This is a genomic window from Sphingomonas suaedae (assembly GCF_007833215.1).
Lineage (GTDB): Bacteria > Pseudomonadota > Alphaproteobacteria > Sphingomonadales > Sphingomonadaceae > Sphingomonas > Sphingomonas suaedae.
Window position 1 is genome coordinate 4,085,796 of record NZ_CP042239.1, and the last position, 22,082, is coordinate 4,107,877.

Here is a 22,082-nt window from a genome sequence, read left to right on the forward strand (position 1 = left end):
CGAGCCGATACCGGTCATCCGCGACACCGGCCCCCGGCCTGCCCCTACAACGCCGACTTCGACCGCCGCTCGCCGTTCAGCTCCACCACTTCCTGCCCTTGCAGGTGCATCAGCGATTCCATCAGCCGTTCCTCGGCGCTGGAGCACACGCCCAGCACCATCGCCTCGGTGCAGCCCTCGGCGGCGATATAGGCGTGGCCCATGTTCGAATCGATGTAGATCGACTCCCCCTCGTGCAGCACCACGGGGTCGTAGAATTCGGTATGCACCTCGATCGCGCCCTCGAGGACGTAGATGAATTCCTCGCCCGAATGGCGGACCAGTTCGCCGAATTCCTCGACCGTGCGCGCCCGGATCTTGGTGACGATCGGGATCATCCGCTTCCGGCGCAGCTCGGTATTCATGTAGAAATAGTCGTAATTCGCCGTCTCGACCCGCACCGCGCGGTCGATGCGGCCGACGCTGCGCCGCGCGGTGACGGGCTGATCCACCGGCTCGCTGCTTTCCGCGAACAGTTCCGACATGCGCAGGCCCAGCCGCTGCGCCAACTGGAGCAGCTTGTCATAGGTGAGCGTCAGCCGGTTATGCTCGATCTTCGACAGGGTCGAAACCGGGATGCCGGTCCGCTCGCTCATCTGCTTGAGCGTCCAGCCCTCCTGCCCGCGCAGGCGCCGCAGGAAATTACCGAGGGTGGGGGTATCGGGCATAACGAGCGATCATCCGGGACTGCTGACAAGATTTCCGATCAGGATCGGAGTTCCCCATCGGGGCCTTGTCCGGTCAATAGCAGCGTGGCGGGGCGAGGCAATGCTGTTGCACCCCCTCCCACAGCGTGGCGCTAGCGCGCTATGCCCGGCACGCGTGGACCCCAGACGCTGTCGTCGCACCACACGGTGCCGTCGCGATAGACGATGGCGGGGGTGCGATCCGCCTTGAGGAAGGTCGGGCCGTCGAGATCGACGATGCCGCATCGCTGGGCCAGCACGAAAGCGGGGGCCATCGCCAGGCTGGTGCCGACCATATTGCCGACCATCACGCCCAGGCCAAGCTGTTCGGCGCGCTCCGCCATCATCAGCGCCTCGGTCAGCCCGCCGCATTTGTCGAGCTTGATGTTGATGACGTCGAACCGGCCTTTGGCGCCACCGACATCGTCGAGCGTCAGGATGCTCTCGTCCCCGGCGATCGGGATCGGCGCGCGATAGCCGTCGAGATCCGCCTCGCGCCCGCGCGCCAGCGGCTGTTCGAGCAGCGCGACCCGCGCCTCCACCAGCACCGCGACCAGCGTGTCGAGCCGGTCGATCGTATAGCCCTGATTGGCATCGACTCCCAGCCACACATCGGGCCGCGCGGCGCGGATCGCGCGGACGCGGTCGGCGTCCAGTGCATCCTCGCCGGTCAGCTTGACCTTGATCGCCCGCGCATCGGCCCAGCCGCGCGCGGCCTGTGCCATCGCGTCCGGTTCATCGGCGCCCAGGGTGAAGGTGGTGACCACCGGCTTTGGCGCGGCGATCCCGGCGCGTTGCCAGACGGGCACCCCCGCACGATCCGCCTCAAGCTCCCACAGCGCCGCATCGACCGCGTTGCGCGCGCCGCCAGCAGGCATCAGGTCGCGCAACGCGGCGCGATCGATTCCCCCTTCGATCGCGCCGCGCGCCGCGTCCAGCGCGGTCAGCATATGGTCGACATCGTCGCCCAGATAATAGACGCCGCTCGCCTCCCCGCGACCGCGCGCGGCGCCATCCTCCAGCAGGACGGTGACGACGTCCGACGTCTCGAACACATGGCCGGCGATCCGGAAGGGCGCGTTGAGCGGCAGGCTCTCCCGCGCGACAGTCAGTTTCATCGATCGCCCTCGTTCGTGGCCCGTCGGACGACACGCCGAAAGGCGCGCGGGTGCCGGGCTGTTTTCCGATCAGGACGGTATAATCCTAAACGGAGAGCGTCAACTGCTGTCTATTTGGCCTGCCCGCGCCGTTCGTCCCACCATGCCAGCCGCTCGGCGATGCGCTTCTCCATCCCCCGGTCGGTGGGGGTGTAGAAGGTCTGCGGGCTCATCTCTTCGGGCCAGTAATTGGCTCCGCTGAACCCGCCCTCGGCATCATGGTCATAGGCATAGCCCTTCCCATAGCCGATCTCCTTCATCAGCTTGGTCGGGGCGTTCAGGATATTTTGCGGCGGCATCAGCGACCCGGTCTCCTTCGCCGAACGCCAGGCCGATTTCATCGCCATGTATGCGGCATTCGACTTGGGCGCTGTCGCGCAATAGAGGCACGCCTGGACGATCGCGAGTTCGCCCTCTGGCGATCCCAGAAAGTCATAGGCATCCTTGGCGGCGAGGCATTGGACCAGCGCCTGGGGATCGGCGAGGCCGATATCCTCGCTCGCGAAGCGTACGATCCGGCGCAGCACATAGAGCGGTTCCTCGCCCGCCACCAGCATCCGCGCGAGATAATAGAGCGCTGCCTGAGGGTCCGACCCGCGCAGCGATTTGTGCAGCGCGGAGATCAGGTTGTAATGCCCCTCGCGATCCTTGTCGTACACCGCCACACGCCGCTGAAGGAACGCCGACAGCCCCGCCGGATCGAGCGGCGTGTCGAAGCTGACCGAGAACAACGTCTCCGCCTGATTGAGCAGGAACCGCCCGTCGCCATCGGCGCTGGCGACCAGCGCGTCGCGTGCTTCGGGAGTGAGGGGCAGGGGCCGCTCCTCGACCGCTTCGGCGCGGTCGAGCAGCTGGCTGAGCGCCCGGTGATCGAGGCGGCGCAGGATCAGCACCTGCGCGCGGCTGAGCAGCGCGGCGTTGAGTTCGAAGCTGGGATTTTCGGTGGTCGCTCCGACCAGGGTGACGGTGCCGTCCTCGACAAAGGGCAGGAAACCGTCCTGCTGGGCGCGGTTGAAGCGATGGATTTCGTCCACGAACAACAGGGTGCGGCGACCGGCCCGCGCATGATCTTTCGCCTCGGCGAACAGCTTCTTCAGGTCCGCGACGCCCGAAAACACCGCGCTGATCGCGACGAAACGCAGACCCACGGCATCGGCCAGCAGCCGCGCGGTCGTGGTCTTGCCCGTGCCGGGCGGTCCCCACAGGATGATCGAGGAGAGCTTCCCCGCCGCGACCATCCGCCCGATCGCGCCATCGGGTCCGGTCAGATGATCCTGCCCGACCACCTCATCCAGCCGCGTCGGGCGCAGCCGGTCGGCGAGCGGGGCGGATGCGTGCACTTCGTGCGTAGGGGCGGCGGACTCGGGTCCGCCGAAAAGGTCGGCCATGCGGAACGATATAGGAACTTCACATGCCGTCGCGAAGGGGCTTGTCAAAATGCATTTAAGATATATCTTAGACCCATCACGACTCGAATATGAAGGATTGAAAATGTTTCGAGGACATCATCGCGGACATGGTCCGCACGGATTGCACGGCGGCCGTGGCCGAGGCTCCTGGGGTCCGTTCACGGTCGAATGGGACATGCGCGGGGGCGAGGGGCGCGGCGGCGGCCGGGGTCGACGTCGCGTGTTCGCGGGCGACGAGCTGCGCCTCGTCCTGCTTGCGCTGATCGCCGACAAGCCGCGGCACGGCTATGACCTGATCCGCGAGATCGAAGAGCGCACCGGCGGCGCCTATGCGCCCAGCCCCGGCGTGGTCTATCCCACGCTCACCCTGCTCGCCGACATGGATCATATCGCCGAACAGGCGGCCGAGGGTGCGAAGAAGCTCTATGCCATCACGCCCGCGGGCGAAGCGCATCTCGCCGAGAATGCCGAGGAGGTGGCGCAGCTGATGGGCCGTCTCGCCGAACTCGGTACCCAGCGCGAGAAGAGCGACCGAAGCCCGGTGCGCCGCGCGATGGGCAATCTCAAAATGGCGGTCATGCAGCGGCTGAACGACGACGACGTCGATCAGGAGACCGCCCATGCGATCGTCGACATCATCGACGCCGCGGCGCGCAAGGTGGAGCGGATTTGATCATGGCAGTCAGCGCGACGGGCTTTGCCGCGACCGACAAGGCGAGCCGATATCTCCAGCAACTGTGCAAACATTGGGAACATAATCTGAAGGTCGCGTTCGATGCCGATCACGGCACAATCGTGTTTCCGAAGGATGCGCGCGGCGCGGACTGGCCCGGTGACGGGCTGGTCACGCTGGATGCGCGGCCGGACGGGCTGGCGATCCGGATCGATGCCAGCGCGGACGGACAGCTGGAGGGGCTGAAAGGGGCGGTCGAGCGCCATGTCGATCGTTTCGCGTTCCGGGAAGGTGCGTTACAGTATAGTTGGTCATAACCATTAGGTTAAATCCGATTTGGATTTATGTTAATCCAAATCGGATTTTCTAACATGCGGCTATTACTGATAATCATTTCGGGTATTTCGTGCCAAAAGCGTAATATCTCTCCGCCGATATTCCGGCATTCAACAGGAGAGATACTATGGAAGCGAAAGCGGGACTTCCCGAATTCGATGCGAAGGTTATCGATCAGGCGTTGGAAGCGGCGCAACGCCACGGCCAGTCGCTCCGCGCCGAAACGATCAGCCACGAAACGCCGCTCGCCGACGGACAGCTCAAGGTCAGCGCGCAGTGCATCAGCGTGACGGTGACCAATGGCCAGGTGTGCCTCAACCTCCCGCTCGGGATCGGCAGCGTGTGTCTGCCGGTGCCGTCCTGGATTCCCAATGGCACCGCGGCGCAGGCGTGCCTCGACATCTGCACCAAATGGGGCATCCCGTGCGGGGTCGAGGTGACCGTTTCGGTCGCGGGGCAGCAGATCATCCAGAAGGGCTTTGGCTGCAGCTGCTGAGGCGATGGGGCGTCGCGGGACCCTGCGGCGCCCTATTTCCTACCGAGTCGGTTCGGCGGTCAGGTCCAGATAGGTGTCGAGCACCGCCTGATTGACCTGCGGCCAGAGCTGCGCCTGCATCCGACTATGCCCTGCGGCCCCGAACGCCCGCCGCATCGCCGCATCGCGCGCCAGCCGCTCGATCGCATCGGCATAGGCGGTTACGTCGCGCGGGGGGACCAGGAACCCGGTCTCGCCCTCGACCACCAGATCCATTGCCCCGGTCGCGCGCGCGGCGACCACCGGCACGGCGCAGGCCATCGCCTCGGACGTGACGTTGCCGAAGGTTTCGGTGACCGACGGGTTGAAGAAGACGTCCATCGACGCGACCGCGCGGCCGAGCGCATCGCCCGACTGGAATCCGGTGAAGATCGCGTCGGGCACCTGGCTTGCGAACCAGTCGCGCGCGGGGCCTTCCCCCACCACCAATATCTTGTGCGGCACGCCGCGGCGGGTCAGCTCGCGCGCCACCTCGGCAAAGATGTCGAGCCCCTTCTCCAGCACCAGCCGCCCGAGAAAACCGATCGCCGGGACATCGTCGGCGATACCCAGCCCGCGCCGCCAGTGGAGATCGCGGCGCTCGGGATTGAAGCGCGCATGATCCACCCCGCGCGACCAGATGCCGATCGGCGTCGTGACACCCCATCCTGCGATCAGGTCGGCGATCGACTGGCCGGGGACCATAACCCGGTCGAACTTGTTGTAGAAACGCGTCAGGCGGCGGATCAGCCACGGCTCGACGAACCCTAGCCCGTAATAGCGCGGATAGGTCTCGAACCGCGTGTGCAGCGAGGCGACGGTGGGAATGCCGCGCTTGCGCGCCCAGGCGACGGCGGCATGGCCCAGAAATTCTGGCGCCGAAACATGGACGAGGTTGGGCGCGAACGCCTCCAGATCCGCGCGCGGCGCACGCGGCAGGCCGAGCGCGATCTTGTATTCTCCGCGTCCGCCCGGGACGGGCAGGGCGGGCACGCTCACCAGATCGCCCTCCGGCTCGAATGCCGGCTTTTCCACCGTCGGCGAATAGACGCGCACCTTCACCCCCGCATCGAGCAGGTGGCGCACCAGCTTGTTGAGCGCCTGGTTCGCGCCGTCGCGGACATAGTTATAATTGCCGCTGAACAGCGCCACGCGAAGGTCGGTCGGGTTCATTCATCGGCCCATAGCGATGCGAATGCGGCATTCCTATGTCGCAGTCGATGTCTGATCCGGCTGCGCCGGATGGCGGCACCGGTCCGCTCCCCCACCCGGCCACCCACAAGGTATCTTCAATGGGTGGTCGGGTGGGGGAGCGGGCCGGTGCCGCAACCCTACAGGAGTTTCCCGCATGACCGACCTGTCCGATTTTCCCATCACCACGCGCTGGCCCGCCCGGCATCCCGACCGCATCCAGCTCTATTCGTTGAATACCCCCAATGGCGTGAAGGCGGGCATCATGCTGGAAGAGACCGGCCTGCCCTATGAGGCGCATCTCGTCGATTTCGCGACGGACGATCAGAAGAGCCCCGAATTCCTCAGCCTCAATCCCAACGGCAAGATTCCCGCGATCCTCGATCCCGATGGCCCCAACGGCCGCCCGCTCGCGCTGTTCGAAAGTGGCGCGATCCTGATCTACCTCGCCGACAAGAGCGGCCAGTTCCTCGACCCAGACCAGCGCTACGAGACGATCGGCTGGGTGATGTGGCAGATGGGAGGCCTCGGTCCGATGTTCGGCCAGCTCGGCTATTTCCACAAATTCGCCGGGCGCGAGATTACGGATAAGCGCCCGCTCCAGCGCTATGTCGATGAATCGAAGCGGTTGCTCGGCGTACTTGATGCGCGGCTGGCGCATCGCGATTGGATCATGGGCGACTATTCGATCGCCGACATCGCCTCGCTCGGCTGGGTCCGCAACCTGATCGGCTTCTACGAAGCGCGCGATCTGGTGGGATATGATGACTTCGCCAACGTCGCCGGCTGGCTGGAGCGTGGTCTTGCGCGCCCCGCCGTGCAGCGTGGCCTCATGGTCACCGCAAAGGCTTGATGTTCCCTAATCGTTCCTGCTAAATCGCGCCATGGCCAAACCCAAGAAGCGTTACGTCTGTCAGTCCTGCGGCTCCTTGACCGCGCAATGGGCGGGGCAATGCGCCGATTGCGGTGAATGGAACACTTTGGTCGAGGATTCCGGCGCGGTCGTCACGCCTTTTCAGGCCAAGCATAACCTTCAGGGCGGCGGGCGGATGATCCTGATGTCGGGGCTCGACGCCGATGTCCCGCTGCCCGCGCGAATGAGCACCGGCATCGCCGAGCTCGACCGTGCGCTGGGCGGCGGCTTCGTCGAGGCGTCGGCGACGCTGATCGGCGGCGATCCCGGCATCGGCAAGTCGACGCTGCTGCTTCAGGCGGCGGCGAAGATGGCGCTGGCGGGCAAGGGCGTCGCTTATGTCTCGGGCGAGGAGGCGGCGGACCAGGTGCGGCTGCGCGCCCGCCGCCTCGGCCTCGGCAACGCGCCGGTCCAGCTCGCCTCGGCGACCAGCGTGCGCGATATCCTGACGACGCTCGGCGGCGCGACTCCGCCCGACCTGCTGGTGATCGATTCGATCCAGACGATGCACAGCGACCTGATCGAGGGCGCCCCCGGTACGGTCAGCCAGGTGCGCGCTGCGTCGCAGGAACTGATCCGCTTCGCCAAGGAACGCGGCACCGCGGTGGTGCTGGTCGGCCATGTCACCAAGGACGGTAGCCTGGCGGGTCCGCGCGTGCTCGAACATATGGTCGATACCGTGCTGGCGTTCGAGGGCGAGCGCAGCCACCAGTATCGCATCCTGCGCGCGGTCAAGAACCGCTTCGGCGGTACCGACGAGATCGGCGTCTTCGCGATGCAGACCGAGGGGCTGACCGAAGTCGGCAACCCCTCCTCGCTGTTCCTCACCAGCCGTGACGAAAGCGTCAGCGGGACGGTGGTGTTCCCCGCGCTGGAGGGCACGCGCCCCGTACTGGTCGAGATTCAGGCGCTCGTCGTCCGGCTCGCTTCTGGCGCTACCCCGCGCCGCGCAGTCGTCGGTTGGGACAGCGGGCGGCTGGCGATGATCCTCGCGGTGCTGGAGGCGCGTTGCGGCCTGAGCTTCGCGACCAGCGAAGTCTATCTCAACATCGCCGGCGGCTATCGGGTTCAGGATCCCGCCGCCGACCTCGCCGTCGCCGCTGCGCTCGTCTCCGCCCTGTCCGAACGCCCGGTGGCGACCGACATGGTCGCCTTCGGCGAGGTGGCGCTGTCGGGCGAGGTGCGGCCGGTCGCGCATGGCGCGCTGCGGCTGAAAGAGGCGGGCAAGCTCGGCTTCGCGCGCGCGCTGGCGCCGGCGGCTCAGGCGAAGGAGGGCAATGTCGCCCTGTCGGGCTTTCGCAATCTAGGCGGGTTCGTCGATCACATGCTGGGGCGCTGACCGGCTTCGCCGCGCGAACAGGCGGCGCAGCGGTTCCAGGATCAGCAAGGTGATAGCGGACGCGGCAACGTCGGCGCCCCAATCGTCAAGCGCCGCATCGCGCCCGAGCGCCGGAATCATCTGCACGAACTCGATCGCAGCGCCAAAACCCGTAAAGGCGAGGAGCAATGCGATCGGATTCGCGCGCGGATAGGCAAATCGCGCGAGAAGGGTCAGTGTGACGAAAGCAATGATATGCTGGACCTTGTCGCCCGGATCGCCGGGCACGGGCGGAGGTTTGGGCAGCGAAGCCATGACGAAGGCGAAGACCAGTGCCGCCCAGAAGGCGAGAATGAACAAGCGGCGAAGCATCGGCATGTCCGCCATCTAGGCGGGGGAGATGGCACAGCCAAGGCATCGCAGATTCATCCGCCTCCGATTTTGGCACGTATCGTCGCCGAATCCATCTTCGCCGCGCGTGCCGGGGCGGCTACAAGCCGGTCGGGATGAGCACGGGACGGATATGGGACTGACCGCGATCGACATATTGGTGCTGCTGGCGGTCGGTGCGGCGGCGGTGATGGGGTTCATGCGCGGCTTCGTCACCGAAGTCCTGTCGCTGATGGCGTGGCTGTTCGTCGTTGCGGCTGTGCGGCTGTTCCACACCCCGGTCGCGGCTGCGCTGGCGGAGCCGGTGGGAACGGTGCAGGGCGCCGCCGTGCTCGCTTTCGCGCTGATCGGCGGGATCACCTATTTCGGCGGGCGGATGATCGCCAACGCGATCGGCTCGCGGACGCGGACCGGCTTTCTCGGCCCGATCGATCGCGCGCTCGGTTTCGGCTTTGGCGGGATCAAGGGACTGATTCTGGTCAGCCTCGTCTTCCTCCTCGTCACCTTGGTGGTGGACACGGTCAGCGGTGGCCCGGCGCGGCGGCCCGAATGGATGACTCAGGCGCGCACCTATCCGCTGCTCAACGCTACCAGCGCCAGCATCGCCGAGTTCGTCGACCGGCGGCGGCGGGGCGAACCGGTATTCGGCAACGACAGCGATGCCGACGCGCTTGCGAATGGGTCGGGAGAGGCTATCTCCGGGGAATGACCGCGCCGCTTTACAACACCCGGATTCTGCGGCTTGCTGCCACCATCCCTCATCACGAACGGCTGCCCGATCCGATGGCAAGCGCCGAGAAGCGTTCACCCGTGTGCGGCAGCCGCGTGACGGTGGATGTCGCGCTCGACCAGGCCGGGCGGGTGTCCGCGCTCGGGATGCAGGTCCGCGCCTGCGCGCTGGGCCAGGCATCGGCGTCGCTGATGGGCGCACATGCGGTCGGGCGTTCGCTGGCGGAACTCGCCGCCGCCCGCGACGCTCTCGCCGCCTGGCTGGCGGGGGAGCGCGACGCCCCGCCTGACTGGCCCGAACTCGATATTTTCGCCCCCGCACTCCCGCACAGCGCCCGCCATCCCTCGATCCGCCTCGCCTTCGAGGCGGTGGCGGAAGCGGTGGCGCAGGCGCTCGCCCGGCATGAGGACGCCGCCTGATGGAACACAGCGCCGCCCACAGCTTCGTCGCGGAGGGCGCGCCGCTGCTCGGCTTCGCGCTGCTGTTCGTTCTCATCTTCCGCCGGATGGGGCTGGGCGCCACGCTGGGCTATCTGGTCGCGGGCGCGCTGGTCGGCCCGCAGTTGCTCAACCTAGTCGGCGAAGCCGAAACCAAGATGGGCATCGCCGAATTCGGCATCGCCCTGCTGCTGTTCCTCGTCGGCCTGGAACTCAGCCCGTCGCGATTGTGGCGGATGAAGCGCGACATTTTCGGCTTCGGCCTGCTTCAGGTCGTGTTGTGCGGGCTCGCGCTCAGCGTCGTGATCGGCTTCGGCGCGAATTTCTCGGTCTCGGCGGCGCTCGCGCTCGGCCTGCCGCTTGCGCTCTCCTCAACCGCGCAGGTGCTCCCGATGCTGCAAAGCGCCGGGCGGTTGCGCACCCCGTTCGGCGAGCGTGCCTTTTCGACCCTGCTCTTTCAGGACATCTCGATCGTCCCGCTCATCACGATCATCGCGATCCTCAGCCGCAATCCGGCGGATGCGGAGGGGCCTCCGGGCTGGCTGCTCGCCATCTACACGGTCGCGGCGATCGTCGGGCTGGTGCTGGCCGGGCGCTATGTGCTGCGCCCGCTGTTCAAGCTGATCGGCAATTGGGGCGAGCGCGAGTTGTTCGTCTTCGCCGGGCTGTTCACCGTGGTGGCGAGCGCCGCGCTGATGCAGTCGCTCGGCCTGTCCACCGCGCTGGGTGCGTTCATCGCGGGCGTGATGCTGGCCGACAGCCCGTACCGGCACGAGCTGGAGGCGGATATCGAGCCGTTCCGCTCGATCCTTCTCGGCCTGTTCTTCCTCTCGGTCGGCATGATGCTGGACCTGAGCGCCATCGCCGAGCGCCCGCTCTTCGTGCTCGGCATGGCGGTGGCGCTGATCGCGACCAAGACCATCGTCATCATGGGCCTCGCCATGGCGTTTCGCGAGGGCTGGCGACAGGCACTGGGCCTCGGTCTGCTGCTCAGCCAGGGCGGCGAGTTCGGTTTCGTGCTGTTCGCCCAGGCGCAGAACGCGCTGCTGATCGCCCCGGAGGCGGTGAGCGTTTTCAGCGCGGTCGTCACCATCTCGATGGCGACCACGCCGTTCCTGATGATGTTCACCAAGCGGTTCCGTGCCGACTCGGTGGCGGCGCCGGGCGAGCGCGACGGGCCGGTGGCCGACGGGTCGAGCGCGCTGATCATCGGCTATGGCCGGTTCGGCCAGACGGTTGGCCAGATGCTCAACGCCCAGGGCATCGCCGTCACGCTGATCGACACCGATATCGAGATGATCGATGTGGCGGGGCAGTTCGGCGCCAAGGTCTATTATGGCGATGGCACCCGCATCGACATGCTGCGGCAGGCGGGCGCGGGCGATGCCGAACTGATCCTGTTCTGCCTCGACGGCGACAAGATCGAGCCCGAGCTGGTCGAGGCGGTGCATGAAGCCTTTCCGCGCGCTGCTATCTTCGTGCGCGCCTATGATCGCCGCGCGCTCCTCAAGCTCAAGGGATCGCCGGCCACCGGGGTCGTCCGCGAAGTGCTCGAATCCGCGATCCTCATGTCGCGCCGCGCGATGGAGGCGGTCGGCGTGGACCTGGAAGAGATCGATCGCACCGAGGATCTTTACCGCCGCCGCGACAAGGAGCGGCTGCGCATCCAGCATGAAGCGGGCAGCCTGATCGCCGCGCGCGAAACGATCATCGGCCAGCCCGAACTGGGCTTCTCCGCAGGCCGCGAAAAGCCGAAGCCGGAACCGCTTGAGGGCAAGCCTGCAACCGGGAGCGAGTGCGGATGAACGTTCTGCTCGCTGCTGCCGCCCTGTCGGGTGCCATCGCGGTCGGCGCGGGTGCGTTCGGCGCGCATGGCGCCGAGGGCAAGGCCGCCGAATGGCTGCGCACGGGCGGCACTTATCAGCTGATTCATGCGGTTGCGGCCCTCGTCGCGGTGCAGATGGGCGCGAAGGGGCCGGGCTGGCTTTTCGTCGCGGGCGCGGCGATCTTTGCCGGCAGCCTCTATCTGATGGCGCTCGGCGCGCCGCGCTGGCTCGGCGCGATCACCCCGATCGGCGGCACCGCGCTGATCGCCGCGTGGCTGTGGCTGGCGTGGCACGCACTACGCGGCTGAGCGTCTGCCGCCGCAAACGGCGATTTGCGGATGAAGGGGAGGCGGTCGCGGCCGCGCGCGCCGCCGATATCGCGTTGCGCCCCTATCGCTGCGACCGCTGCTTCGGCTTTCACCTGACCGGACGGACCAGGGGCAAGCGCGCGCTCTAACCGGTTCTCCTGCGAAAGCAGGAGCCCAGGGTTCCACGCGCTTCCCTATGCGGCACTGGGCTCCTGCTTTCGCAGAAGCGCAGGTTACTTCGCCTCCAATATCCGCGTTACCGCGCCGACCGTCACCGGATGATATCCCGGCTTCGCCTTCGCAAAGATCCGCCGAGCGATCGGCTCGCCCCATTCACCCTGCGCCTTCAGCCCGCGATAGAGCGGAGTCACCAGCAGATTGCGGCCGACGCGGGTCAGATAGCCCTCCACCGCCGGGATGACGGGTTCGTAACGGTTGGCGATGGCCAGATCGAACCAGGCCGACTGGACATAGGCGCTCTTCGACCGGGTCAGCCCCAGCGCCGCATCGAATTCGGCAAGCCGCGCCGCGCTCTGCTGGCGCGGCAGATTGTCGAGCAGCCGCTTCCACTGCTGGGTCTGCCAGCCTGCCGTGTCGATCGCCGATGCCGGGCCGCCCGCATTGAAGGCCGCAAGCTGCGCATCGACCTTGGCCAGCGTGTCCGACTTCACATGGACCGCGTTCGCCGGGATACCCGGCTCGAACACCCAGCGATCGAGCTGAAGCTTCGCCTCCAGCGCCCGACCTTCCTGGGTGTCGCCCTTGATAAGGTGCGTGCGCAGGTCCGCCAGGAACCCCGCGCTGGTCTGCGGCTGAAAGGCATGGCGGTCGAAATAACCGCGCAGATAGGCGTCCCAGCGTTCGCGTCCGACGGCATATTCGATGGTGCGCAGGAAGGTGCTGCCCTTGAGATAATCCAGCTGCCCCGCGCTACCGCCCAGATCGCCGTGCAGCCGCGTCGCGGGCGCGGTGTCGCCGCCCGCGTTTTTCACGTCGCGCACCATCCCGGCATAATCGAGGTCGGCATAGATCGCGGCGCGCTCCTTGCCGTACAGCGCCTCCATGATCCGGTTCTCGAAATAGGTGGTGAACCCCTCGTTGAGCCAGCTGTCCGCCCAGGTCGCGTTGGTGACCAGATTGCCCGACCAGCTATGCGCCAGCTCGTGCGCGAGCACGTCGGTGTTCGACTTGTCGCCGGTGATGATCGTCGGGGTGAAGAAGGTCAGATTGGGGTTCTCCATCCCCCCGAACGGGAAGGACGGGGGCAGCACCAGCATGTCGTACCGGCCCCAGCGATAGGGGCCGTACAGCGCCTGCGCCGCATCGATCATCTTTTCGACATCGGCGAATTCCTCCGCCGCCGCGTCGAGCATTCCCGCCTCGGCCCACACCCCGCTGCGCGGGCCGGTTTCCTTGAATTTGAGATCACCGACCGCGATCGCGATCAGATAGGGCGGAACCGGGTTCTCCATCGCGAAGCGGAAGGTGCGCCGGTAATGCGGAACGAGTTCGCCCTCCGCCGGCCCCACCTTCTGCGCGCTCATCACCGGCACGAAGCCGTCCGGCACGGTGATTGCCGCCGACCAGGTCTGGCGGATGCCCGGGCTGTCCTGCGTCGGGATCCAGCTGCGGTTGTTGATCGCCTGCCCCTGGCTGAACAGGAACGGCATCTTCTTGCCCAGCGTCTGCTCGGGCGTCAGCCATTGCAGCGCACGCGCGCCCGGCGCGGAAACATAGCGGATGCGGACCTTCTGCGCACCGTTCAGCTGGATCGTCAGCGGGCTGCCGAGCTGCGGGTCCTTCTTGCCAACCGTAAAGGGCAGCGGCCGGTAAGCCTGATCGCTCACGCTCTTGATGTCGAGGTCGAGCGTGTCGAGCACGATCTCCCTGACACCCTTCGCGGCGAGCACGTCGAGTGTCGCGGTGCCGTCGATCGTCTTCGTCTCGAAATCGACATTCAGGTCGAGGTCGACATGGGTCACCCGCGCCTCGGCCGGTCGGGCATAGGTCCATGCGTCCCTGGCCTCGGGCGAGGTGAGGATCGGAGCGACCTTGGCCTGCTGGGCGAGCAGCGGGGCAGGGGCGGCGGTGGCGAGCAGCAAGGCTGCGAGGGACAGAATACGCATGGTCTCAACTGCTACGGCCCGATCCGGTTCGGCACAAGCGCGGCGCTCATGCGTTGACCAGCTATCACCCCAAATAAGGAGAGATGCGATGAACACGACAGTGGACAGCCCCAACCCCCTGATCGCCTCCGACCGGGTCGAAGGCACGACCGTCTATGACCCGTCAGGCGAGAAGCTGGGTTCGGTCGAGCGCTTCATGGTCGACAAGGTATCGGGCCATGCCGAATATGCCGTGATGGCGTTCGGCGGCCTGTTCGGCCTTGGCCACCGCCATTATCCGGTGCCGTGGAAGGCGCTGACCTATGATCCGGACAAGGGCGGCTATGTGGTCGCGCTGAGCAAGGAAAAGCTCGAAAACGCACCCTATTACGACAATGAAGGCGGCGAGCCGAGTTACGACCGCGCTTATGGGCAGGAAGTCTACGCCTACTACGGGGTCCCGTACCTGTAATGCCGATCCCGAAATCTGCTCGGTTATGGGCCTTACCCAAATTGACTGTCTTCGCCTGACTTGTTTGTCTCTCGTTCCCGAGCTTTTTCGGGACGAGGAGACACGCAATGAAGAAGATGGCTATTCTGGCATTGGCAGCGTTCGGAAGCCTGGCCGTGGGAACCACCTCCGCGAGCGCGTTCTACGGCCAGTGCGAAGCGATCCACACGATGGAAATCGCCGCCTGCAATGGCGACAGCGCGTGCGGCGACGCAGCCGATAATCGCTATTTCGAGTGCCTCAAGCGGCAGGTTCGGGTCGACTCCTGATCCTGGCGGGCCTCGACCCCCGCTCGGGGTTCGGGGCCCGTAGTGCGTGGCGCTCCGGGCCGAGGTCGGAGCGGTGTGCGAAGCGTGTCAGTCGCGCGGCAACCACCAGCGGCCGGTCTCCATCCAGCGCAGCAACGGCTTGAGCGGGAAAATCCAGACGATCCCCGCAACGACGTAAAAGACGAGCTGAACGAGCACCGGCCACTCGCCGACGATGGCTGAAAGGCTCGCCACCGCGACGCACCAGATGACGATCAGCGCGATGATCGCGAACGCGCCGACGGGCTTGCGCCAGGAGGGGGTCATTCCGCAGCCTCGCCGATCGCACCCGCTTCGGTGACGACGCCGTGCAGCGGCACGTCCCAGGGATCGGTCGCCAGCCCTTCGACACGCTGGACCGACCAGGCGATTCCGATCCGCCAGGCATCGGGCAGCCGCTCGAACACCCGGTCATAATGGCCGGCACCCTGGCCGAGCCGGTTCAACGCATCGTCAAAGGCGAGCAGGGGGGTGAGCACGATGTCGGGGTCGCTTTCCGGCCCGTCATCGGCGGGCTGGCGCAGGCCGAGCGGCCCATCGATCAGGGCATGGTCGGGCTCCCAGGCGAAGAAACGGACCGGCGATTCGCGGCTTGTCACGTGCGGGAGGACGATGGTGCACCCCGCCTCGCGCGCCGCCCAAGCGATCGCAGTGGGATCGGCTTCGCTGCCCAGGGGGACATAGGTCGAGACGGTCACGCCCGGTCGGAAGCGCGCCAGCAGGGCGGGCGGCGGCTCGATCGTGCCGCCGATCGTCATCGCGAACTCGTCGCGCAGCGCGCGCATCCGGGCGCGCAGGGTCCGTTTGTCGTCAGCCATATCCGCTTCGCATTGTGCGAAGCGGTTGCGGGCCGGTGCCGCTTCAGCCTCGCTGACAAAATTCGTTGGCGGGACCACCATGGGCCGTTGCTTGAATATCCTCTGACGCCGTTTACGTCAGGTGGGGACCATGTGCTACAGACCAGGGTCTGAGCAGGGACAGCCCCCATGGATGATGAATCGCCTCAGGGATAATCGCTAAAGCTCGCACCGGGCAGTACCCGCCGTCCTCAATCTAGGCGCGCGGTGCCGATGGATCAATGGGGTTCAGGGTCGTCGACCTGAAACAGCAGGTCTAGATTGCGGCGTCCGGGCAGGACATTGACCACCTCGATCCTCTCACCGACATAATGAAAAAAGATCAGATAGTTATTGTAAACGATCGACCGAATGCCGTGGCGTAATTCGGGTCGCATAGTGCCGAGGAACCCAGGTAACGCGGCCAACCTTTCGCAACGCGCTTCCAACTTGGCCACGAAAGCGTTTCCGGTCTCTCGACTACCGCTGCGTTCGGCGATGCCCAAAGCGATCTCCAGCAGATTCTGCCGGGCCGCGCTCGTATAGGTCAGCTGCCGCATCTAGCGGCCCGCGCGATTGGTTTCCCACTCATCCAGCGCCGCCTCGACGGATTGACGAACATCGTCGGGACTATGTTGGCCGCCCCGTTCGATCGACGCATTCAGCGTATCGCGCAGCGCGGCGAGCCTCGACTCGCGCTCCTCGACCAGCCTTAATCCTTCGCGCACGACCTCGCTCGCCGACCCATAGCGGCCCGATTTGACGATATCCGTGACAAAGCCTTCCCAGCGTTCACCGATCGATACATTCATGTGCGTTCTCCTCACCGGGCATATAGCCCAATAACAAGAACTGCGCAATTTTCGTTATTGCTCCAGCGTCGCCGCCACCGCCTCCAGCCGGTCCGCCAAATTGTCGAGCAGCACCGGCGACACCCCGCCCGGCGGATTGCGCTCCGCCTCGTCGAGCAGGTCGGCCAGGATCAGCGCCAGAAAGAACATCGTCCGCTCCCCGCTCAGCCCGCCCGACGCGCGCACCGCGGTCTCGGAATGGCGTTCGAGCAGCGCGCCGAGCCGTTCGAGATGCAGCTCCTCGCCGTCGCGACAGGCGATGCTGTGGCTGCGTCCCGCGACCGTCAGTGTCACCTGGCCCATCAGTCCGTGTCTTCCTGCGCGATCAGCGAATCGAGCGCGGCAATCGCCTCCTCGACCTTGCCGCGCAGCGCCGCATGTTTGTGTTCCAGCCGTTCGGCATCAAAGGCACGGCGCGCCGCCGCTGCCTCGATCCGCGTAAGCGCGCGCTCGATCCGGTCGAGCGCGGAAGGTGCCGCATCCGCCATGGCGGGGGGATAGGGTGGCTTTACCCGACCTGCAACCCCGCCCGGTTGACGTGCGCGCCAGCGCGCCCCATTGGCACGCCACATTCGATTCGCCGGGCCGTGGCGGGATTTCGATCGCAGCGCACAGGCCCGAAAGGGGACCTGCCGTGACCGTTTCTTTCAGCGACCGCGCGAACGCCATCCGCGCCCTCTCGATGGACGCGGTCGAGGCCGCCAATTCGGGGCATCCCGGCATGCCGATGGGCATGGCCGATGTCGCCACCGTCCTGTTCGGCGACTATCTCAAATTCGATCCCAGCGATCCGCACTGGGCCGACCGCGACCGCTTCGTGCTGTCGGCCGGCCACGGCTCGATGCTGATCTATTCGCTGCTGCACCTCACCGGCTATGCCCGCCCGACGCTCGAGGATATCAAGGCGTTTCGCCAGGTCGGCAGCCCGTGCGCCGGCCACCCCGAGAATTTCGAGCTTCCTGGCGTCGAATGCACCACCGGCCCGCTGGGTCAGGGGCTGGCGATGGCCGTCGGCATGGCGATCGCCGAACGCCACCTCAACGCGCGCTTCGGCGACGATGTCGTCGATCACCGCACCTGGGTGATCGCGGGCGATGGCTGCCTGATGGAGGGCATCAACCATGAGGCGATCGGGCTTGCCGGGCACCTCAAGCTCGGCCGCATGATCGTGCTGTGGGACGACAACGACATCACCATCGACGGCAAGGTGTCGCTCTCGTCGAGCGAGGACATCCCCGCGCGCTACACCGCCACCGGCTGGCACGTCGCCGCGTGCGACGGGCATGACGAGGCGAGCATCAAGGCGGCGATCGACGCAGCGCTGGCCGATCCGCGTCCCTCGCTGATCCGCTGCAAGACCGTGATCGGCAAGGGCGCCCCGAACAAGGGCGGGACCAGCAAGGTCCATGGCTCGCCGCTGGGCAAGGACGAGGTCGCCGCCGCGCGCGAAGCGCTGGGCTGGCCGCACGCCCCGTTCGAGATCCCGCAGGACATTCGCGACGCGTGGAGCGCCGTCGGCGGCAAGGGCCGCGACGTCCGCACCGCCTGGGAAGCCCGCTTCGCCCCGGTCGCTGATCAGTTCAAGGCGCTCGACACGGTGACCCCCGGCTTCCTCGACGCCTATATCGCCAATCTGATCGCCAATCCCGTCAAGGTTGCGACGCGCAAATCGTCGGAAATGGCGCTGGAGGCGATCAACGCCGCGCTCCCCGGCACGATCGGCGGTTCGGCCGACCTCACCGGCTCGAACAACACGCTGACCAAGGATCTGGGCGCGCTCACCGCCGACAATTATGGCGGCCGCTACGTCTATTACGGTATCCGCGAATTCGGCATGGCCGCGGCGATGAACGGCATGGCGCTGCACGGGGGCGTGATCCCCTATGGCGGCACCTTCCTCGTCTTCTCCGATTATTGCCGCCCCGCGATCCGCCTGTCGGCGCTGCAGCAGGCGCGCGTCGTCTATGTGATGACGCATGACAGCATCGGCCTCGGCGAAGACGGCCCGACCCACCAGCCGGTCGAGCATGTCACCAGCCTGCGCCTGATCCCCGGACTCGACGTCTATCGCCCGTGCGACGCGGTCGAAACCGCCGAATGCTGGGCGCTGTCGCTGGAACGCGCCGACGGCCCGTCGCTGCTCGCGCTGACCCGCCAGAACCTGCCCCAGCTGCGCACCGAGGCGTCGGAGAATCTGTGTGCCAAGGGCGCATATCGCCTGCGCTTGGCCGGCGCCGCGCGCCGCGTCGTGCTGGTCGCGACCGGCTCGGAAGTCGAGATCGCGGTACAGGTGCGCGATGCCCTTGAAGCACAGGGCATCGGTGCCGATGTCGTCTCCATGCCCAGCTGGGAACGCTTCGATGCACAGGACGCCGCCTATCGTGCCGACCTGCTGCCCGCGAACGTCCTCAAGGTCTCGATCGAGGCCGGCACGACGCTCGGCTGGGAACGCTATACCGGCCTCGACGGCCTGCGCTTCGGCCTCGACAGCTTCGGCGCGTCGGGCCCGGCGGAGGATCTCTACAAGCATTTCGGGCTGACCGCCGACGCGATCGTCCCGCAGATCATCGAACAGCTAAACGCCTAGGAGACACTGATGACGAAGGTTGCGATCAACGGGTTCGGACGCATCGGACGCTTGGTGGCGCGCGCCATCCTGGAGCGTCCCGACAGCGGGCTGGAACTGGTGACGATCAACGATCTGGCCGATGCCAAGTCGAATGCCTGGCTGTTCAGCCGCGACAGCGTCCATGGCCGCTACCCCGGTGACGTCTCCGCCGATGGCGACGATCTCGTCATCGACGGCAAGCGCATCAAGGTGACCAAGGAGCGCGATCCCGCGAACCTGCCCCACGCCGCCAATGGCGTCGATCTCGTGCTCGAATGCACCGGCTTCTTCACCGATCGCGAAAGCGCGCAGAAGCATATCGATGCGGGCGCGAAGAAGGTGCTGATCTCGGCGCCGGGCAAGAATGTCGACCTGACCGTCGTCTATGGCGTCAACCATGACAAGCTCGAGGCCGGGCACACGATCGTCTCGAACGCGTCGTGCACCACCAACTGCCTCGCGCCCGTCGCCAAGGTGCTGAACGACAGCATCGGGATCGAACGTGGCCTGATGACCACGATCCACGCCTATACCAACGACCAGAAGATCCTCGACCAGATTCATGGCGACATGCGCCGCGCCCGCGCTGCGGCGATGAGCATGATCCCGACCACCACCGGCGCCGCGCGCGCGGTGGGTGAGGTGCTGCCCGAGCTCAAGGGCAAGCTCGACGGTTCATCGGTGCGCGTGCCCGTGCCCGACGGCTCGCTGATCGACCTGACCTTCACGCCGAAGCGCGACACGACCAAGGAAGAGGTCAATTCGATCCTCAAGGCCGCGTCGGAAAGCGGTCCGCTCAAGGGCGTGCTCGACTATACCGACGAGCCTTTGGTCTCGATCGACATCGTCCACACCCCTGCGTCCTCGACCATCGACAGCCTCGAGACCGCCGTGATCGACGGCAAGCTGGTCCGCGTGGTCAGCTGGTACGACAATGAATGGGGCTTCTCCAACCGCATGGTCGACACCGCCGGCGTCATGGCGAAGCTGGGCTGAGCCAATCCCATAAGTCGTCACCCCCGCGAAAGCGGGGGCCCAACTCCCGCACTGTCGCCATGGCGGAGCGGCGAGGAGATGGATTCCCGCTTTCGCGGGAATGACGAAGGGGGAGGTCTGACCGGCTTTCCTACAGGCGTCCGCCTGCGCTAGGATTAAGGGATGAACAGCCCACGCGCCTTTCCGACCACGACCGGCACCTTCGGCTATCAGCCGGACACGCCCTTACACATGCGCAAAAACGTCCGACTTGTCCGGAACGGGTATCTCACTACCCGCTCAACCGGGGAGATCACATGACCGGCCGCATCGCAGGCATCGCCCGCCATGCCTTCTCCAAAGGCCCGATGGAGACGATCGACCACGTCCGCGTAACGCTCGAAGGCGGCATCGCCGGCGACTTTCGCGGCGCGATGAAGGGCAAGCCGTACAAGCGCCAGGTCAGCCTGATGGAAGCAGGCGACTGGGACGCCGCGATGGCCGAGATCGGCCATTCGATCCCGTGGGAACAGCGCCGCGCCAATTTGCTGGTCGAGGGGCTGGACCTGCCCCAGATCGTCGGCGCCCGGCTGCACATCGGCGCCGATGTCGTGCTCGAGGTGCGCGACGAAACCAATCCCTGCGAGCGGATGGAAGCGCTCGCCGAAGGACTCCGCGCCGCGCTGACGCCCGACTGGCGCGGCGGCGTGCTCACCATGGTCATCCGGCCCGGCGAGATCGCCGTGGGTGACCCAATCAGGATCGAACAATGACGCGAACTTTGAAGACCCTCGACGATATGGGCGACATCGCCGGCAAGCGCGTTCTGGTGCGCGAGGATCTGAACGTGCCGATGGCCGACGGCGCCGTCACCGACGACAACCGCTTCCGCGCCGCGGTACAGACTGTCGCCGAACTGGCCGACAGGGGCGCGATCGTCCTGATCCTCGCCCATTTCGGCCGTCCCAAGGTGCCGAGCCCCGAGCATTCGACCGCGCAGCTTGCCCGCCCGTTCAGCCAGGTCCTCGGTCGTGAGGTCCGCTATATCGACTGGGAGGGCGACACCGAGTCGGTGGCGACGCTCCAGCCCGGCGATATCGGCCTGCTCGAAAACACCCGCTTCTTCGGCGGTGAGGAAAAGAACGATCCCGCGACGATCGACCGCTTCGCCGCGCTCGGTGACCTCTATGTCAACGACGCCTTCTCCGCCGCGCACCGCGCCCATGCCTCGACCGAGGGACTGGCCCACCGTCTCCCTGCCTTTGCCGGACGCCAGATGGAGGCCGAACTCGACGCACTCGACAAGGCGCTGGGCAATCCCGACCATCCCGTCGCCGCAGTCGTCGGCGGGGCCAAGGTCTCTACCAAGCTCGATGTGCTCAAGGCGATGGTCGGCAAGGTCGATCACCTGATCATCGGCGGCGGCATGGCCAACACCTTTCTCGCCGCACGCGGCGTGAATGTCGGCAAGTCGCTGTGCGAGCATGAGCTGACCGGCACTGCCGAGGAGATCTTCGAGGCCGCCGAAAAGGCGAACTGCACGATCCACCTGCCCTATGACGTGGTGGTGTCGAAGGAATTCGCCGCCAACCCGCTGTCCCTGCGCACCTGCAACGTCCATGAAGTCGCCGCCGACGAGATGATCCTCGACATCGGCCCGGCGGCGAGCGAGGCGCTGGCGGACGTGCTCAAGAATTGCCGCACGCTTGTGTGGAACGGCCCGCTCGGCGCGTTCGAGACCAAGCCGTTCGACACCGCCACCATGGCGCTCGCCCATACCGTCGCGGCGCTGACCAAGGAAGGCTCGCTGGTCTCGGTCGCCGGCGGCGGGGACACCGTCGCCGCGCTCAACCAGGCCGGGGTATCGGGCGACATGACCTTCGTCTCGACCGCCGGTGGCGCGTTCCTCGAATGGATGGAGGGCAAGGAGCTGCCGGGCGTGGCCGCGCTCTCCGCCTGAT

The 22,082-nt window shown here is 66.3% G+C and carries 28 protein-coding genes; 16 read left to right on the forward strand and 12 right to left on the reverse strand.

Annotated features, from left to right (window positions below; genetic code table 11):
- Nucleotides 1-44: 44 nt before the first annotated feature.
- The 3 genes from FPZ54_RS19275 to FPZ54_RS19285 form a co-directional block, all read right to left on the reverse strand.
- The gene (locus FPZ54_RS19275; RefSeq protein WP_145849412.1) at nt 45-707 is read right to left on the reverse strand and encodes a helix-turn-helix domain-containing protein; all 663 of its coding nucleotides are present in this window, start codon (nt 705-707) and stop codon (nt 45-47) included.
- A gap of 131 nt (nt 708-838) precedes the next feature.
- Nucleotides 839-1,843: a dipeptide epimerase gene (locus FPZ54_RS19280; protein WP_145849413.1), complete on the reverse strand. Its 1,005-nt coding sequence runs from the start codon at nt 1,841-1,843 to the stop codon at nt 839-841.
- Between the two features lie 110 nt (nt 1,844-1,953).
- Nucleotides 1,954-3,270, reverse strand: a complete 1,317-nt coding sequence (locus FPZ54_RS19285; RefSeq protein WP_145849414.1) for a replication-associated recombination protein A — start codon at nt 3,268-3,270, stop codon at nt 1,954-1,956.
- Between the two features lie 196 nt (nt 3,271-3,466).
- Between FPZ54_RS19285 and FPZ54_RS19290 the strand changes: the two genes are divergently transcribed.
- The 3 genes from FPZ54_RS19290 (at nt 3,467) to FPZ54_RS19300 (ending at nt 4,796) form a co-directional block, all read left to right on the forward strand.
- Nucleotides 3,467-3,964, forward strand: a complete 498-nt coding sequence (locus FPZ54_RS19290; RefSeq protein ID WP_239019646.1) for a PadR family transcriptional regulator — start codon at nt 3,467-3,469, stop codon at nt 3,962-3,964.
- Nucleotides 3,965-3,966: 2 nt separating this feature from the next.
- Nucleotides 3,967-4,281: a DUF2218 domain-containing protein gene (locus FPZ54_RS19295; RefSeq protein ID WP_145849416.1), complete on the forward strand. Its 315-nt coding sequence runs from the start codon at nt 3,967-3,969 to the stop codon at nt 4,279-4,281.
- 146 nt (nt 4,282-4,427) lie between these two features.
- Nucleotides 4,428-4,796, forward strand: coding sequence for a hypothetical protein (locus FPZ54_RS19300; RefSeq protein ID WP_145849417.1), 369 nt, complete (start codon nt 4,428-4,430; stop codon nt 4,794-4,796).
- 39 nt (nt 4,797-4,835) lie between these two features.
- Here FPZ54_RS19300 and FPZ54_RS19305 read toward each other — a convergent pair whose 3' ends face one another.
- Nucleotides 4,836-5,987, reverse strand: a complete 1,152-nt coding sequence (locus FPZ54_RS19305; RefSeq protein ID WP_145849418.1) for a glycosyltransferase family 4 protein — start codon at nt 5,985-5,987, stop codon at nt 4,836-4,838.
- Between the two features lie 175 nt (nt 5,988-6,162).
- Here FPZ54_RS19305 and FPZ54_RS19310 point away from each other — a divergent pair, with 175 nt between their 5' ends.
- Nucleotides 6,163-6,858: a glutathione S-transferase N-terminal domain-containing protein gene (locus FPZ54_RS19310; RefSeq protein ID WP_145849419.1), complete on the forward strand. Its 696-nt coding sequence runs from the start codon at nt 6,163-6,165 to the stop codon at nt 6,856-6,858.
- A gap of 31 nt (nt 6,859-6,889) precedes the next feature.
- Entirely contained in the window at nt 6,890-8,257 is a 1,368-nt protein-coding gene (gene radA, locus FPZ54_RS19315) for a DNA repair protein RadA (RefSeq protein WP_145849420.1), read from the forward strand.
- On the opposite strand, the gene FPZ54_RS19320 is transcribed toward radA, so the two are convergent.
- Nucleotides 8,222-8,614, reverse strand: a complete 393-nt coding sequence (locus FPZ54_RS19320) for a hypothetical protein (RefSeq protein WP_145849421.1) — start codon at nt 8,612-8,614, stop codon at nt 8,222-8,224. The two genes, radA and FPZ54_RS19320, sit on opposite strands and share 36 nt — an antisense overlap.
- 145 nt (nt 8,615-8,759) lie before the next feature.
- Here FPZ54_RS19320 and FPZ54_RS19325 point away from each other — a divergent pair, with 145 nt between their 5' ends.
- The 5 genes from FPZ54_RS19325 to FPZ54_RS20000 are packed head-to-tail and all read left to right on the forward strand — an operon-like array spanning nt 8,760 to nt 12,076.
- Nucleotides 8,760-9,335, forward strand: coding sequence for a CvpA family protein (locus tag FPZ54_RS19325; RefSeq protein WP_145849422.1), 576 nt, complete (start codon nt 8,760-8,762; stop codon nt 9,333-9,335).
- Nucleotides 9,332-9,775: an iron-sulfur cluster assembly scaffold protein gene (locus tag FPZ54_RS19330; RefSeq protein ID WP_145849423.1), complete on the forward strand. Its 444-nt coding sequence runs from the start codon at nt 9,332-9,334 to the stop codon at nt 9,773-9,775. The genes FPZ54_RS19325 and FPZ54_RS19330 overlap by 4 nt, the downstream gene beginning before the upstream one ends.
- Nucleotides 9,775-11,598, forward strand: a complete 1,824-nt coding sequence (locus tag FPZ54_RS19335) for a cation:proton antiporter domain-containing protein (RefSeq protein ID WP_145849424.1) — start codon at nt 9,775-9,777, stop codon at nt 11,596-11,598. Before FPZ54_RS19330 ends, FPZ54_RS19335 begins: the two co-directional genes overlap by 1 nt.
- Nucleotides 11,595-11,927, forward strand: a complete 333-nt coding sequence (locus tag FPZ54_RS19340) for a DUF423 domain-containing protein (protein WP_145849425.1) — start codon at nt 11,595-11,597, stop codon at nt 11,925-11,927. The genes FPZ54_RS19335 and FPZ54_RS19340 overlap by 4 nt, the downstream gene beginning before the upstream one ends.
- Entirely contained in the window at nt 11,906-12,076 is a 171-nt protein-coding gene (locus FPZ54_RS20000) for a hypothetical protein (RefSeq protein ID WP_186456845.1), read from the forward strand. Before FPZ54_RS19340 ends, FPZ54_RS20000 begins: the two co-directional genes overlap by 22 nt.
- An 84-nt stretch (nt 12,077-12,160) precedes the next feature.
- Here FPZ54_RS20000 and FPZ54_RS19345 read toward each other — a convergent pair whose 3' ends face one another.
- Nucleotides 12,161-14,053 (reverse strand): M1 family metallopeptidase, encoded by a 1,893-nt coding sequence (locus FPZ54_RS19345; RefSeq protein WP_145849426.1) that lies wholly within the window; start codon nt 14,051-14,053, stop codon nt 12,161-12,163.
- Nucleotides 14,054-14,141: 88 nt separating this feature from the next.
- On the opposite strand from FPZ54_RS19345, the gene FPZ54_RS19350 reads away from it, so the two are divergent.
- The gene (locus FPZ54_RS19350; protein ID WP_145849427.1) at nt 14,142-14,504 is read left to right on the forward strand and encodes a PRC-barrel domain-containing protein; all 363 of its coding nucleotides are present in this window, start codon (nt 14,142-14,144) and stop codon (nt 14,502-14,504) included.
- 107 nt (nt 14,505-14,611) lie between these two features.
- On the forward strand, nt 14,612-14,812 hold the full coding sequence (locus FPZ54_RS19355; RefSeq protein ID WP_145849428.1) for a hypothetical protein: 201 nt from the start codon (nt 14,612-14,614) through the stop codon (nt 14,810-14,812).
- An 87-nt stretch (nt 14,813-14,899) separates the two neighbouring features.
- On the opposite strand, the gene FPZ54_RS19360 is transcribed toward FPZ54_RS19355, so the two are convergent.
- The 6 genes from FPZ54_RS19360 to FPZ54_RS19385 all read right to left on the reverse strand — a co-directional run bounded on the left by FPZ54_RS19360 (nt 14,900) and on the right by FPZ54_RS19385 (nt 17,110).
- On the reverse strand, nt 14,900-15,118 hold the full coding sequence (locus tag FPZ54_RS19360) for a DUF2842 domain-containing protein (RefSeq protein WP_145849429.1): 219 nt from the start codon (nt 15,116-15,118) through the stop codon (nt 14,900-14,902).
- Entirely contained in the window at nt 15,115-15,669 is a 555-nt protein-coding gene (locus tag FPZ54_RS19365; protein ID WP_145849430.1) for a 5-formyltetrahydrofolate cyclo-ligase, read from the reverse strand. The genes FPZ54_RS19360 and FPZ54_RS19365 overlap by 4 nt, the downstream gene beginning before the upstream one ends.
- A 257-nt stretch (nt 15,670-15,926) precedes the next feature.
- Nucleotides 15,927-16,247, reverse strand: a complete 321-nt coding sequence (locus FPZ54_RS19370; protein ID WP_145849431.1) for a type II toxin-antitoxin system RelE/ParE family toxin — start codon at nt 16,245-16,247, stop codon at nt 15,927-15,929.
- A complete protein-coding gene (locus FPZ54_RS19375; protein WP_145849432.1) occupies nt 16,248-16,499 on the reverse strand; it encodes a type II toxin-antitoxin system ParD family antitoxin in 252 nt (83 codons plus the stop codon). It lies immediately after the preceding gene.
- A 54-nt stretch (nt 16,500-16,553) separates the two neighbouring features.
- A complete protein-coding gene (gene zapA / locus FPZ54_RS19380; RefSeq protein WP_145849433.1) occupies nt 16,554-16,841 on the reverse strand; it encodes a cell division protein ZapA in 288 nt (95 codons plus the stop codon).
- On the reverse strand, nt 16,841-17,110 hold the full coding sequence (locus FPZ54_RS19385; RefSeq protein WP_239019647.1) for a hypothetical protein: 270 nt from the start codon (nt 17,108-17,110) through the stop codon (nt 16,841-16,843). Before FPZ54_RS19385 ends, zapA begins: the two co-directional genes overlap by 1 nt.
- 62 nt (nt 17,111-17,172) lie before the next feature.
- On the opposite strand from FPZ54_RS19385, the gene tkt reads away from it, so the two are divergent.
- From tkt to FPZ54_RS19405, 4 genes are all read left to right on the forward strand, one after another.
- Nucleotides 17,173-19,125 carry a transketolase gene (tkt, locus tag FPZ54_RS19390; protein ID WP_145849435.1) on the forward strand — a complete coding sequence of 651 codons (1,953 nt, stop codon included), beginning with the start codon at nt 17,173-17,175 and terminating at the stop codon, nt 19,123-19,125.
- 6 nt (nt 19,126-19,131) lie between these two features.
- Nucleotides 19,132-20,142 carry a type I glyceraldehyde-3-phosphate dehydrogenase gene (gene gap, locus FPZ54_RS19395; protein ID WP_145849436.1) on the forward strand — a complete coding sequence of 337 codons (1,011 nt, stop codon included), beginning with the start codon at nt 19,132-19,134 and terminating at the stop codon, nt 20,140-20,142.
- A gap of 296 nt (nt 20,143-20,438) precedes the next feature.
- Nucleotides 20,439-20,894 (forward strand): MOSC domain-containing protein, encoded by a 456-nt coding sequence (locus FPZ54_RS19400; RefSeq protein WP_145849437.1) that lies wholly within the window; start codon nt 20,439-20,441, stop codon nt 20,892-20,894.
- Nucleotides 20,891-22,081, forward strand: coding sequence for a phosphoglycerate kinase (locus tag FPZ54_RS19405; RefSeq protein WP_145849438.1), 1,191 nt, complete (start codon nt 20,891-20,893; stop codon nt 22,079-22,081). The genes FPZ54_RS19400 and FPZ54_RS19405 overlap by 4 nt, the downstream gene beginning before the upstream one ends.
- Nucleotide 22,082 lies beyond the last annotated feature (1 nt).

Excerpts from the sequence above, each read along its gene's own strand:
- FPZ54_RS19275 (WP_145849412.1), bottom strand. The coding sequence starts at position 707 with ATGCCCGATACCCCCACCCTCGGTAATTTCCTGCGGCGCCTGCGCGGG.
- FPZ54_RS19280 (WP_145849413.1), bottom strand. The coding sequence starts at position 1,843 with ATGAAACTGACTGTCGCGCGGGAGAGCCTGCCGCTCAACGCGCCCTTC.
- FPZ54_RS19285 (WP_145849414.1), bottom strand. The coding sequence starts at position 3,270 with ATGGCCGACCTTTTCGGCGGACCCGAGTCCGCCGCCCCTACGCACGAA.
- FPZ54_RS19290 (WP_239019646.1), top strand. The coding sequence starts at position 3,467 with ATGCGCGGGGGCGAGGGGCGCGGCGGCGGCCGGGGTCGACGTCGCGTG.
- FPZ54_RS19295 (WP_145849416.1), top strand. The coding sequence starts at position 3,967 with ATGGCAGTCAGCGCGACGGGCTTTGCCGCGACCGACAAGGCGAGCCGA.
- FPZ54_RS19300 (WP_145849417.1), top strand. The coding sequence starts at position 4,428 with ATGGAAGCGAAAGCGGGACTTCCCGAATTCGATGCGAAGGTTATCGAT.
- FPZ54_RS19305 (WP_145849418.1), bottom strand. The coding sequence starts at position 5,987 with ATGAACCCGACCGACCTTCGCGTGGCGCTGTTCAGCGGCAATTATAAC.
- FPZ54_RS19310 (WP_145849419.1), top strand. The coding sequence starts at position 6,163 with ATGACCGACCTGTCCGATTTTCCCATCACCACGCGCTGGCCCGCCCGG.
- radA (WP_145849420.1), top strand. The coding sequence starts at position 6,890 with ATGGCCAAACCCAAGAAGCGTTACGTCTGTCAGTCCTGCGGCTCCTTG.
- FPZ54_RS19320 (WP_145849421.1), bottom strand. The coding sequence starts at position 8,614 with ATGCCGATGCTTCGCCGCTTGTTCATTCTCGCCTTCTGGGCGGCACTG.
- FPZ54_RS19325 (WP_145849422.1), top strand. The coding sequence starts at position 8,760 with ATGGGACTGACCGCGATCGACATATTGGTGCTGCTGGCGGTCGGTGCG.
- FPZ54_RS19330 (WP_145849423.1), top strand. The coding sequence starts at position 9,332 with ATGACCGCGCCGCTTTACAACACCCGGATTCTGCGGCTTGCTGCCACC.
- FPZ54_RS19335 (WP_145849424.1), top strand. The coding sequence starts at position 9,775 with ATGGAACACAGCGCCGCCCACAGCTTCGTCGCGGAGGGCGCGCCGCTG.
- FPZ54_RS19340 (WP_145849425.1), top strand. The coding sequence starts at position 11,595 with ATGAACGTTCTGCTCGCTGCTGCCGCCCTGTCGGGTGCCATCGCGGTC.
- FPZ54_RS19345 (WP_145849426.1), bottom strand. The coding sequence starts at position 14,053 with ATGCGTATTCTGTCCCTCGCAGCCTTGCTGCTCGCCACCGCCGCCCCT.
- FPZ54_RS19350 (WP_145849427.1), top strand. The coding sequence starts at position 14,142 with ATGAACACGACAGTGGACAGCCCCAACCCCCTGATCGCCTCCGACCGG.
- FPZ54_RS19355 (WP_145849428.1), top strand. The coding sequence starts at position 14,612 with ATGAAGAAGATGGCTATTCTGGCATTGGCAGCGTTCGGAAGCCTGGCC.
- FPZ54_RS19360 (WP_145849429.1), bottom strand. The coding sequence starts at position 15,118 with ATGACCCCCTCCTGGCGCAAGCCCGTCGGCGCGTTCGCGATCATCGCG.
- FPZ54_RS19365 (WP_145849430.1), bottom strand. The coding sequence starts at position 15,669 with ATGGCTGACGACAAACGGACCCTGCGCGCCCGGATGCGCGCGCTGCGC.
- FPZ54_RS19370 (WP_145849431.1), bottom strand. The coding sequence starts at position 16,247 with ATGCGGCAGCTGACCTATACGAGCGCGGCCCGGCAGAATCTGCTGGAG.
- FPZ54_RS19375 (WP_145849432.1), bottom strand. The coding sequence starts at position 16,499 with ATGAATGTATCGATCGGTGAACGCTGGGAAGGCTTTGTCACGGATATC.
- zapA (WP_145849433.1), bottom strand. The coding sequence starts at position 16,841 with ATGGGCCAGGTGACACTGACGGTCGCGGGACGCAGCCACAGCATCGCC.
- FPZ54_RS19385 (WP_239019647.1), bottom strand. The coding sequence starts at position 17,110 with ATGTGGCGTGCCAATGGGGCGCGCTGGCGCGCACGTCAACCGGGCGGG.
- FPZ54_RS19400 (WP_145849437.1), top strand. The coding sequence starts at position 20,439 with ATGACCGGCCGCATCGCAGGCATCGCCCGCCATGCCTTCTCCAAAGGC.
- FPZ54_RS19405 (WP_145849438.1), top strand. The coding sequence starts at position 20,891 with ATGACGCGAACTTTGAAGACCCTCGACGATATGGGCGACATCGCCGGC.